The sequence below is a fragment of the Citrobacter sp. Cpo103 genome, assembly GCF_030332605.1.
Classification (GTDB): domain Bacteria; phylum Pseudomonadota; class Gammaproteobacteria; order Enterobacterales; family Enterobacteriaceae; genus Citrobacter; species Citrobacter portucalensis.
The window spans coordinates 906,569-918,800 of the sequence record NZ_JAOWHO010000035.1 but is presented as its reverse complement, the minus strand read 5'-3'; the positions used below and the strand labels follow the sequence as shown (position 1 = coordinate 918,800).

Here is a 12,232-nt window from a genome sequence, read left to right as displayed (position 1 = left end):
TTGGACAGACCGGGAGCGCAGCGAACGGGCTGCCCCGCAGGGGCGAGCAAAGCGAGTCAATCCCCCCCTCACCGCCATATCTTAAGAAGAGCTCGTACGAAAGTACGGGCTTTTTTTTCGCATGTTGCACATCTGCGGGGGGATTAGAAGCCCCGACCGGGGTTCGACTACTGGCGCAGCCAGTTGGACAGACCGGGAGCGCAGCGAACGGGCTGCCCCGCAGGGGCGAGCAAAGCGAGTCAATCCCCCCCTCACCGCCATATTTTAAGAAGAGCTCGTACGAAAGTACGGGCTTTTTTTTTCGCATGTTGCACATCTGCGGGGGATGAGAAGCCCCGACCGGTCATGTACTGGCGTCAAACAACAAAGCCCGGTTTCCCGGGCCTTGAAGACGGAGTACATATCAGTTGTAAGCGTTGAGCGTCCGCTGACAGAGCGCAGAGCGGACGCAATCGTCTTTATTGAAACGAACAATCCCAACCATCTCATCTTCTTCGAAACGGGCCAGCGCATCGCTAAGCCCTGAGCGAACGTGGGCTGGTAGATCGCACTGGGTCACATCCCCATTCACAATCACCGTCACATTCTCCCCGAGGCGGGTCAAAAACATCTTCATTTGCGCAGCAGTGACGTTCTGAGCCTCGTCAAGAATGACCACTGCATTTTCAAATGTACGTCCACGCATATAGGCGAACGGCGCGATTTCCACCTTACCAATCTCAGGTCGCAGGCAATATTGCATGAAGGAGGCTCCCAGCCGTTTGACAAGCACGTCATACACGGGGCGAAAATAGGGAGCAAACTTCTCGGAAACATCTCCAGGTAAGAAGCCGAGGTCTTCATCAGCTTGCAGAACTGGACGGGTTACAATGATCCTGTCCACATCTTTATGGATCAGGGCCTCTGCTGCTTTTGCCGCGCTGATCCAGGTTTTACCACACCCGGCTTCACCGGTGGCGAAGATCAGCTGTTTACTCTCGATAGCATTCAGGTAGTGCGCCTGAGCTTCATTCCGCGCCGTGATTGGCGAGGCGTCGCGACTGTCACGCGCCATACCAATCGCTTCTACGCCGCCCATCTGCACAAGCGAGGTGACCGATTCATCTTCACGTTGCTTATGGCTACGCGAATCCCGCCTCAGCACACGTTTTGCTTCACGACGAGCTTTGATCACTGCTTTTTGTCTTCCCATGGATAGCACCTTGAGTTGTAGGTATACATCACACGCGCCGTTGGCGGCACGATTATGCGCACGAACATCTGAGGGTTGGCTTCCTTGTAAGCCATTGCTTGCTTTCGGATAAGACGCCACGCACAGCTACGCGCACCGTACAGGGCGTCAGTTGCGAAGATAAGAAGTGAATAAGAGAGAGATTTAGCGGTGACGAGGAGGCTACCGGAAGAGAAACGTCCGCGTAAGGTACTGCTGTTACTGTGAAAAACGTGTCCAATACAGGACTTTTCCATTCGCGATCTCCATAGTGAATGACAATCACCGCCGGGAACTACCGCTATTACTTATAAGTACATCATAACCTTTCGCTAATGCAACAATATTTTTACTTACTGTTAACTTAAATTCTATCTTATCACCAGAGACAGTCTCTTGCAGAGAGATGACAGAATTATTTCAGTCGCATACCGATCATAAAAAATAGTTTGTTCCTTCATCAAGATGTCAGGAAAAACCCCGCTGTACTGCGGGGCATAATCATCAGGCTTCAAGCAGAGACTGTCCCAGATAATTGTCTGCAGTTTTAACACCCGGCAAAGCAAAGAAATATCCCCCACCAATCGGTTTGACATATTCTTCCAGCGCTTCACCGTTCAGACGTTTCTGCACTGTCAAAAAACCTTTTTCCAGATCGTGTTGATAGCAGACAAACAACAGCCCCATATCCAGTTGACCGGAATTAGTCACACCGAGCGAATAACTGTAGCCACGACGCATCATCAGGCTGGAGTCGGTCTCTTTCGTACGCGGATTTGCGAGACGGATATGGCTGTCGAGCGCAATCACCTCGCCTTCAGGATCGCTGGCATAGTCAGGCACATCATGCTCATGCTGCATACCCAGCGGCGCGCCGGTGTGTTTATCGCGACCAAAAATCGTTTGCTGCTCTTTCAGCGGCGTACGATCCCAGAACTCAACGCGAAACTGAATGAGCCTGACGGCCTGATAGCTACCGCCTTGTGCCCAGTCAGGCTCGCCCTGCCCGTCCGTAACCCACACCACGTCTTGCATCAACTTCGCATCCGTAGCGTCCGGATTCGCGGTGCCGTCTTTAAAGCCAAGCAAATTGACCGGGGTCTCTTTGCCTTTACTACGTGCGGCGTGGTCGGAAATAAAACCTTCACGTTTCCAGCGCACGCTAAGGAGATCGGGTGTATGTTTAATGATATCGCGCAACGCGTGGATGACGGTGTCCTGGGTGTTGGCACAAATCTGCAGCAGCACATCGCCATGGCACAGCGCCGCATCCAGCGAATCATTCGGGAAACGGGTCATTTTTTGCAGCTTTTTCGGCATCTGCGATTTCAGGCCATAGCGTTCATCAAACAGCGAGGAGCCGACTGACACCGTCATCGTCAGGTTGTCTGGCGCAATGTATGCGCCGAGGATACCTGAATCCATAGGGGGGAGACGCGGATTCGGCGTATCCGGCGCCGGTCCACCGGTGGTCAGAAACGCAAACCGGCTGGTCAGCAACCGGAATAACCGCTCAAGATCGGCCTTATCGCTGGCGAGAACATCGAATGCCACCAGCATCATTGATGCCTGCTGCGGCGTCAGGATCCCCGCCTGATGCTGACCATAAAACGGCTGCGCTTCACTACGTGCATCCGGAGACAACGTGCCCGGCGCGCTTTGTGATTTTTGCGCGTGGGCAACCGGACACCCACCCGCCAGCGCCAGCGCCCCACCCAGGGCGCCCATCCCTTTCAGTAAACGTCGGCGTGACGGTTCGCTCACGCCGTTTTCATTATCTTGCTGCATAGTGCTTAGTCCAGACCCAGAACACCGCGTAATTGCGACAAATCTTCCGCCAGCGTCGTGATTGGCCCTTTCAGTGCATTACGATCGGCATCAGTCAGTTTGTCATAGGTTTCAAAGCCGTCTTTGGTACGGTACTTGCTCAGAATGGTATCGACCTTTTTGAAGTTCGCATCCACCTTCGCAAGCAGTTCAGCATTGGATTTTTGCAACTGAGGACGCAGGAGATCGACAATTTTCTGCGCACCATCGACGTTGGCCTGGAAATCCCACAGATCGGTATGGCTATAGCGATCTTCTTCCCCACTGATTTTGCTGGCAGCAACTTCTTCAATCAGTCCTGCTGCCCCGCCAACAACTTTAGACGGTGGGAAAGCCAGCTCGCTAATACGCGTTTGCAGGTCAAGAACATCGCTGTTTAATTGGTCGGCGTACTTATCCATACCTTTGGTGGTATTGTCGCCAAACAGCGCTTTCTCCAGGCGGTGGAAGCCGGTGAATTTAGGATCGGCGGCTTTTTGCTCATAATCATCTTCACGTGCATCGATGCTGCCATCGAGATCGGAGAACAGTTCAGCAATCGGTTCAATACGCTCATAATGCTGACGGGTTGGCGCATACAGCGATTTCGCTTTTTCCAGATCGCCAGCTTTAATCGCATCGGTAAAGGCTTTGGTGCCCGCAACCAACTGCGCGGTTTCGGCTGTCACATAGGCTTTGTATTCGGTAATCGCGCCGCTCAGACTCAGCAGAGCATCGCTTTGCGCGGCATCCGCCGTTGCGCTACCTTTTACGATCAGTTTGCCTTTCGGGTTAGTCAACAGGCCGCAGGTCATATCATATTCGCCAGGCTGGAGGTTAGCGGTCATTTTCTGGCTAAAGCCCGGTGCAATGTTTTCGCGTTCTTCAACCACCATAACGCCTTTGAGGATCTCCCACTCCAGCGCTTTCTGGCTATGGTTCTGGATGATGAACTGCGTTTTCCCTGCATTAACCGTGATAGTCATCGGTTCACATTGTTTGTCGTTAACCGTGACTTTCACCTGCGGAATATCGGCAGCTTGTGCATTAAAAGCGGAGGCAAACAGCGCGGCGATACCTAGCTGCAGCGCACTACGGCGAAAATTAAACGTCATAACCTATCCCTATAAATAAGTATGTTGTAACTAAAAAGTATTCTGCATCCCGTTTTTATCAAGGTGCGGTACGCGATGCCGTAGTGCCTGAACGCGGCGGTAACGCAAACATAATCAACGCCGGAATCAGGTAGATAAACCAGACAGCGACTTCACTAACGCTTGGCGCTTCCTGATAGCCGAAAATGCCTTCCATCAATGTGCCAAACAGCGAATGCGTCGACAGCACGCTGCTCAGGTCAAACGCCACATCCTGAAAATGATTCCACAACCCAGCTTCGTGGAAAGCACGGATTGCCCCAGCAGCAAGACCGGCAGCCACCAGCAAAATGAACAGGCTGGTCCATTTGAAAAATGCCCCGAGATTGAGGCGAATGCCGCCGAGGTAAATCAGGTAACCCAGTACCACCGCGGTAGCCAGTCCCAGCATCGCGCCTAACGGCGGCCAGATACCTACATCCTGCTGGAATGCTGCCAGCAGGAAGAACACCGACTCCAGCCCTTCACGGGCAACAGCAAAAAAGACCATCATCACCAGCGCCCAGCCGTGATGGTTGCCACGCTGCAACGCGTTATCGACAGCCTGTTCAAGCTGGACTTTGACGTTGCGCGAAACTTTACGCATCCAGAACACCATCCAGGTGAGGATCACCACGGCAATGACCGCCACGATGCCTTCAAACAGCTCCTGTTCTTTTTGCGGAAATTCACCGGTGGTTTCGTTGATGAAAATCCCTAACGCCAGGCATAACGCCGCCGCCAGCAGAACACCAATCCACATCACACCAATCCATCGACCACGCTGAGTCCGTTTCAGGTAGCTGGCAATCAGGCTGACAATCAGCGCGGCCTCTAACCCTTCGCGCAACATAATTAGAAATGGAACAAACATGCGAAGAACCCTTAAACGTTATTCTCAGTCAATTGATGAAAAGAAAAGTAAATTACAGTGATAGTGATTATCATTACAGGAAAGAAAAACTCAAGCAGAATGTTTTGAGAATGATGACTGAATGTAAAAGGTTAGGCAGGTAACGGTTATAGCAGGTTTACAACGGAAGCAATAAAAAAGCCCGCACGCGGCGGGCTTGAAGACAGAGGCAGATTATTCTGCCTGTAAACGCGATGGCGGAGCTGAGTGATAATGCGCATCAGCCTCGGCAAAACGTTGCTGCATAGCAGTTGAAGGCGCTTTACCCAACAGGCTGAAGACCACAATACCGATGCTGCCGAAAACAAAGCCCGGGATGATTTCATACAGACCCAACCAGGCAAACTGCTTCCAGACGATTACCGTCACCGCACCGATGATCATCCCTGCCAGCGCGCCGTTGCGGGTCATACGCGACCACATTACCGAGAACAGAACCACCGGACCAAACGCCGCGCCGAAGCCCGCCCAGGCGTAGCTTACCAGACCCAGCACGCGGTTCTCCGGGTTCGCCGCCAGCGCGATAGACACCAGCGCCACGACCAGCACCATGATGCGGCCAATCCATACCAGCTCTTTCTGGCTGGCATTTTTACGCAGGAACGCTTTGTACAAATCTTCGGTGATTGCGCTGGAGCACACCAGCAGTTGGCAGCTCAAGGTCGACATAACCGCAGCGAGGATCGCAGACAGCAGAATACCAGCAATCCACGGGTTGAACAGGATTTGCGCCAGTTCAATAAATACGCGCTCGGCGTTCTGGTTAACAGCACCGGCAAGCTGTGGGTTGTTGTTAAAATAAGCAATACCAAAGAAGCCCACGGCCACGGCACCTGCCAGGCACAGGATCATCCAGGTCATACTGATACGGCGAGCATGAACGATGCTATGGTGGGAATCTGCTGCCATAAAGCGCGCCAGAATATGCGGCTGGCCAAAGTAGCCCAGACCCCAGCCCATCAAAGAAATGATGGCAACAAAATTCAGCCCTTTGAACATGTCCACGTTCTCAATGCTCTTTTGTTTAATCACTTCCAGCGAATCTTCAAATCCACCCACGCCAATAATGACCATCACCGGCGTCAGGATCAGAGCAAAGATCATCAGGCTGGCCTGGACGGTATCGGTCCAGCTAACCGCCAGGAAACCACCAATAAAGGTATAAATGATCGTCGCGGCCGCCCCTGCCCACAGCGCTGTTTCATAGCTCATGCCAAAGGTGCTTTCAAACAGACGCGCCCCTGCCACAATCCCTGAAGCACAATAGATGGTGAAAAACAGCAAAATAACCAGCGCGGAGATAATACGCAAAATTCGGCTTTTATCTTCAAAGCGACCGGTAAAGTAATCCGGTAACGTCAGCGCATTGTTATTGTATTCGGTATGTACACGTAAACGTCCGGCCACCAGCTTCCAGTTGATCCATGCGCCCAAAATAAGGCCGATGGCGATCCAGCTTTCTGAAATCCCCGACAGGAAAATCGCGCCGGGCAACCCCATCAGCAACCAGCCGCTCATGTCAGATGCCCCGGCAGATAACGCGGTCACGAATGGACCCAGACTGCGTCCACCCAGAATGTAATCGTCAAAGTTTTTGGTTGAACGCCATGCAATAAACCCTATCAATATCATGCCGAAAATATAGACACAGAATGTCACTAACATCGGTGTGCTAATAGCCATCAAAACTCTCCAAAATTATGTATCAGCAATGCCGTGGCTTGCCGTTTTATTACCCTGCCGGAACGTGGCAAAGATATCTATGTTGACCAGGGCGACCGTATCCTGCCGGAAGCGATGGTTATTCACAATCGATTTAACACACCATTTACATCAAATTTGATCCAGAGTAGATAGCATTTTTCTGTAGGTTGCACTCTCTCACATTTTTTTCGGTTGCACCTTTTAAAAGTGTTAACTACCGCAGAGAAAAAGATTCTGTAATTTTTACAGCCCACATCATAAGACTCATATTTATTAATATTTCATTCATTTCCAAGCTTGCAAACCAAGTCACATTTAACACGGTTGCACAAAGTTGCAACATAGTGGATATTTCTCGGTAACTATCAGCCCCGTATTTCAGTACAACAGGAGTAAACGGCATGGGAACCACCACGATGGGGGTTAAACTGGATGACGCCACTCGCGAGCGTATTAAAACAGCAGCATCACGAATCGATCGCACGCCACATTGGCTGATCAAGCAAGCCATCTTTAATTATCTCGAAAGACTGGAAAATGACGACGCGCTTCCTGAACTGCCGGCCCTGCTGGCGGGTGCCGCGAATGAGGGTGAGGAGTTAACCACGCAGCAGAATGAAGCGCACCAGCCTTTCCTGGAATTTGCCGAACAGATCCTGCCGCAGTCTGTTTCCCGTGCAGCAATCACCGCCGCGTACCGCCGAGCCGAAACCGATGCCGTGCCAATGCTGATGGAGCAGGCTCGTCTGCCGCAACCCATCGCCGAGCAAGCGCATAAACTGGCGTACGATCTGGCCGACAAACTGCGTAACCAGAAGACCGCCAGCGGCCGCGCCGGGATGGTACAAGGTTTATTGCAGGAATTCTCCCTTTCTTCACAGGAAGGCGTCGCGCTGATGTGTCTGGCGGAAGCCCTGCTGCGTATTCCCGATAAGGCAACCCGCGATGCGTTAATCCGCGACAAAATCAGCAACGGCAACTGGCAGTCGCACATTGGACGCAGCCCGTCCCTGTTCGTCAACGCGGCGACCTGGGGGCTGTTGTTTACCGGTCGTCTGGTTTCTACGCATAATGAAGCCAGCCTTTCACGCTCACTCAACCGTATTATCGGCAAGAGCGGTGAACCACTGGTACGTAAAGGTGTCGACATGGCAATGCGCCTGATGGGCGAGCAGTTTGTCACCGGAGAGACTATCGCTGAAGCGCTGGCTAACGCGCGTAAACTGGAAGAAAAAGGCTTCCGCTACTCTTACGACATGCTGGGCGAAGCGGCTCTGACCGCAGCAGATGCCCAGGCTTACATGGTTTCGTACCAACAGGCAATCCACGCCATTGGTAAAGCCTCAAATGGTCGCGGCATCTATGAAGGGCCAGGCATTTCTATCAAGCTGTCAGCGCTGCATCCGCGTTATAGCCGCGCGCAGTATGACCGCATGATGGATGAACTCTATCCGCGTCTGAAGTCGCTTACTCTGCTGGCCCGCCAGTACGACATCGGTATCAATATCGATGCTGAAGAGGCCGACCGACTGGAGATCTCCCTCGATCTGCTGGAGAAACTGTGCTTTGAACCTGAACTGGCGGGCTGGAACGGTATCGGCTTTGTTATTCAGGCCTACCAGAAGCGCTGCCCGTATGTTATCGACTACCTGATTGATCTCGCCACGCGCAGCCGCCGTCGCCTGATGATCCGTCTGGTTAAGGGCGCCTACTGGGATAGCGAAATCAAACGTGCGCAAATGGACGGTCTGGAAGGTTATCCGGTCTATACCCGTAAGGTCTACACCGACGTTTCCTATCTGGCCTGTGCGAAAAAACTGCTTGCGGTACCGAATCTGATCTACCCGCAGTTCGCCACCCACAACGCCCATACGCTGGCGGCGATTTATCAGTTGGCCGGTCAAAACTACTATCCTGGTCAGTACGAGTTCCAGTGCCTGCACGGTATGGGCGAACCGCTGTATGAGCAGGTCACCGGTAAAGTTGCCGATGGCAAACTGAACCGTCCATGCCGCATTTATGCACCGGTAGGCACGCATGAAACGCTGCTGGCATATCTGGTGCGTCGTCTGCTGGAAAACGGCGCCAACACTTCATTCGTCAATCGCATTGCAGACACTACCCTGCCGCTGGATGAACTGGTAGCCGATCCGGTCGAAGCCGTTGAAAAACTGGCGCAGCAGGAAGGCCAGGCTGGTCTGCCACATCCGAAGATTGCCCTGCCGCGTGATCTGTACGGTAAAGGCCGTGAAAACTCAGGCGGTCTGGATTTAGCAAACGAACATCGTCTGGCCTCGCTGTCCTCTGCCCTACTCAACAGCGCACTGCAAAAATGGCACGCAAAACCGATGCTCGAACATCCGGTTGCTGACGGTGAAATGACCCCAGTCGTCAACCCGGCCGAACCGAAAGACATTGTCGGTTACGTGCGTGAAGCAACCCACAGCGAAGTGGAACAGGCATTGCAGAACGCGGTAAATAACGCGCCGATCTGGTTCGCCACACCGCCACAAGAGCGCGCCGTTATTTTGCATCGCGCCGCAGTTCTGATGGAAGGCCAGATGCAGCAGTTAATTGGCATTCTGGTGCGCGAAGCAGGCAAAACCTTCAGCAACGCCATTGCGGAAGTACGCGAAGCGGTTGACTTCCTGCACTATTATGCCGGTCAGGTCCGCGATGACTTCGATAATGAAACCCATCGTCCGTTAGGGCCGGTGGTCTGTATCAGCCCGTGGAACTTCCCGCTGGCCATTTTCACCGGGCAGATTGCCGCTGCGCTGGCGGCGGGCAACAGCGTGTTGGCAAAACCCGCGGAACAAACTCCGCTGATTGCCGCCCAGGGTATTGCCATTTTACTCGAAGCAGGTGTGCCGCCAGGCGTGGTGCAACTGTTGCCTGGTCAAGGCGAAACGGTCGGGGCACAGCTCACTTCCGATGAGCGCGTACGCGGCGTCATGTTTACCGGCTCAACGGAAGTCGCCACGCTGTTGCAACGCAATATCGCGACCCGCCTCGATGCTCAGGGGCGCCCAATCCCGCTTATCGCCGAAACCGGTGGGATGAACGCCATGATCGTCGACTCTTCTGCGTTAACGGAACAGGTCGTGGTCGACGTTCTGGCTTCTGCCTTTGACAGCGCCGGACAGCGCTGCTCCGCGCTTCGCGTCCTGTGTCTGCAGGACGATGTCGCCGACCATACGCTGAAAATGCTGCGTGGCGCGATGGCGGAATGTCGCATGGGTAACCCGGGCCGTCTGACCACCGATATTGGACCGGTTATCGATGAAGAAGCCAAAGCCAATATTGAGCGCCATATTCAGGCCATGCGCGCTAAAGGGCGTCCGGTGTTCCAGGCCGTGCGCGAAAACAGCGACGATGCGCGTGAATGGCAAACCGGTACCTTTATCGCGCCGACGCTTATCGAGCTGGAAAGCTTCGACGAATTGCAAAAAGAGGTGTTCGGTCCGGTACTGCACGTGGTGCGTTACACCCGCAACAATCTGGGCAGCCTGATTGAGCAAATTAATGCCTCCGGCTACGGACTGACGCTGGGCGTGCACACCCGTATCGATGAAACCATCGCCCAGGTCACGGGTTCGGCACATGTGGGGAACCTGTACGTTAACCGCAATATGGTCGGCGCCGTCGTCGGAGTGCAGCCATTCGGTGGCGAAGGCTTGTCAGGAACCGGGCCAAAAGCGGGTGGACCGCTGTATCTGTACCGCCTGCTGGCAAACCGTCCGGAAAAAGCGTTAGGCATTACGCTTGCCCGTCAGGATGCCGAATACCCGGTCGATGCACAGCTTAAAACGGCGCTCGTTCAGCCGCTGGAAGCGCTTAGCGAATGGGCAACCGATCGTCCAGCACTGCGTGCGCTCTGCCAACAGTTTGGTGAACTGGCGCAGGCCGGAACGCAACGCCTGCTGCCAGGACCCACCGGCGAGCGCAATACCTGGACGCTGTTGCCGCGCGAACGCGTGCTGTGTATCGCCGATGACGAACAGGACGCACTGGTACAAGTTGCCGCTGTAACTTCCGTTGGTAGCTTAATCCTGTGGCCAGATGATACGTTCCATCGCGACCTGGTAAAACGCCTGCCAGCCGCGGTTTCCGGGCGCATTCAGTTTGCCAAAGCGGACAACATCGCCACGCAGCCGTTTGATGCGGTTATTTTCCACGGCGATTCCGATCAGCTTCGCGCACTGTGTGAAGCAGTGGCGGCCCGCGAAGGGGCGATAGTGTCGGTCCAGGGCTTTGCCCGCGGCGAAAGCAATATCCTGCTGGAAAGGTTGTATATTGAGCGCTCCCTGAGCGTCAATACCGCCGCAGCTGGGGGGAACGCCAGCCTGATGACAATCGGCTAAGGTTGTGGTTAATTAAGGCTCCGGTAACGGGGCCTTTTTTTATTAAGCCAGAGGGAAGCATGAAACGAATCGTACTGACATGTGCAGTGCTGCTGCTGAGCGGCCAGGCGCTGGCGGATGACTGCGCCAACGCGAACACGCAGATTGAGATGAACACCTGTGCGGCAGAGCAGTATAAGGCGGCCGACGCCAAACTTAATGAAACGTACCAGAATGCGCTAAAGCGCGCCGCCCCAACCCAGCGCGATTTACTGAAAAAAGCGCAAATATCATGGATAACTTTGCGCGATGCAGATTGTGCATTAATCAGTTCCGGTACCGAAGGCGGTAGCGTTCAGGCGATGATTTCCAGCCAGTGCCTGACGGATAAGACCAACGAGCGCGAAGCGTTTCTCGCCTCGCTCTTGCAGTGTGAAGAAGGCGATTTAAGCTGCCCGTTACCGCCGGCCAGTTAACGCACGCGGATCCCTTCAATAATCATCCGCTGTACGCTCTCCACCGTTTGGTTAAAAAAGGCTTCATCACGCAGCGTTGCGCCCGTCACCGCCTCTACCTGTGGGGCAAAGTCGGCGTAGTGCTGAGTTGAAGCCCAAATCATAAAAATCAGATGATGTGGATCGACCGGAGCCAGTTTTCCACTTTTGATCCAACCAGCAATCAGCGCGGACTTCTCATCAATTAGCGTTTTGAGATCCCCCTCCAGTTCTGCCATCAATAAAGGCGCTCCGGCCAGCATCTCCATACAAAACAGCCGTGAGGCCTGAGGGTAATCGCGCGACACTTCCAGCTTAAGGCGAATGTATTCTTTAATGGCCACCAGCGGTGCAAAGTCTTCGCGAAAAGCTTTCAATGGAGCTAGCCAGATGTCGAGGATCTGCCGTAAAACGGCGATATAAAGCACCTCTTTTGACGGGTAGTAATAAAGTAAATTGGTTTTTGACACGCCCGCCTGCTCTGCCACCTGCTCCAGGCGAGTGCCGTGGATCCCATATTGGGAGAAGATATTTAATGCCGCGGTTAAGATGGCCTGGCGTTTTGCACTGACGGCCTGCGAGCGCTTACCTGTTTTTTTCTCTGCGCGTTGGACCATGCGCCCTCTCCT

The 12,232-nt window shown here is 53.6% G+C and carries 9 protein-coding genes; 2 read left to right on the top strand and 7 right to left on the bottom strand.

The window, feature by feature from the left end:
• Positions 1-403: 403 nt before the first annotated feature.
• From phoH to putP, 6 genes are all read right to left on the bottom strand, one after another.
• Positions 404-1,192 carry a phosphate starvation-inducible protein PhoH gene (gene phoH, locus OGX89_RS20855; RefSeq protein WP_003832078.1) on the bottom strand — a complete coding sequence of 263 codons (789 nt, stop codon included), beginning with the start codon at positions 1,190-1,192 and terminating at the stop codon, positions 404-406.
• A complete protein-coding gene (locus OGX89_RS20850) occupies positions 1,171-1,467 on the bottom strand; it encodes a hypothetical protein (protein ID WP_003832077.1) in 297 nt (98 codons plus the stop codon). Before OGX89_RS20850 ends, phoH begins: the two co-directional genes overlap by 22 nt.
• 247 nt (positions 1,468-1,714) lie before the next feature.
• Positions 1,715-2,998: an iron uptake transporter deferrochelatase/peroxidase subunit gene (efeB, locus tag OGX89_RS20845; RefSeq protein ID WP_126956840.1), complete on the bottom strand. Its 1,284-nt coding sequence runs from the start codon at positions 2,996-2,998 to the stop codon at positions 1,715-1,717.
• Positions 2,999-3,003: 5 nt separating this feature from the next.
• Complete coding sequence (gene efeO, locus OGX89_RS20840; protein ID WP_003832073.1) at positions 3,004-4,131, bottom strand: iron uptake system protein EfeO; 1,128 nt, start codon at positions 4,129-4,131, stop codon at positions 3,004-3,006.
• A gap of 58 nt (positions 4,132-4,189) precedes the next feature.
• Positions 4,190-5,023, bottom strand: a complete 834-nt coding sequence (gene efeU, locus OGX89_RS20835; RefSeq protein ID WP_003036041.1) for an iron uptake transporter permease EfeU — start codon at positions 5,021-5,023, stop codon at positions 4,190-4,192.
• A gap of 213 nt (positions 5,024-5,236) precedes the next feature.
• Positions 5,237-6,745 carry a sodium/proline symporter PutP gene (gene putP / locus OGX89_RS20830; RefSeq protein ID WP_032936247.1) on the bottom strand — a complete coding sequence of 503 codons (1,509 nt, stop codon included), beginning with the start codon at positions 6,743-6,745 and terminating at the stop codon, positions 5,237-5,239.
• Positions 6,746-7,167: 422 nt separating this feature from the next.
• Here putP and putA point away from each other — a divergent pair, with 422 nt between their 5' ends.
• Positions 7,168-11,130, top strand: coding sequence for a trifunctional transcriptional regulator/proline dehydrogenase/L-glutamate gamma-semialdehyde dehydrogenase (gene putA, locus OGX89_RS20825; RefSeq protein ID WP_279891336.1), 3,963 nt, complete (start codon positions 7,168-7,170; stop codon positions 11,128-11,130).
• Positions 11,131-11,189: 59 nt separating this feature from the next.
• Positions 11,190-11,585, top strand: coding sequence for a lysozyme inhibitor LprI family protein (locus OGX89_RS20820; RefSeq protein WP_063941867.1), 396 nt, complete (start codon positions 11,190-11,192; stop codon positions 11,583-11,585).
• Here the strand turns inward: OGX89_RS20820 and rutR are convergent.
• Entirely contained in the window at positions 11,582-12,220 is a 639-nt protein-coding gene (rutR, locus tag OGX89_RS20815) for an HTH-type transcriptional regulator RutR (RefSeq protein WP_003036026.1), read from the bottom strand. The genes OGX89_RS20820 and rutR overlap by 4 nt on opposite strands.
• Positions 12,221-12,232 lie beyond the last annotated feature (12 nt).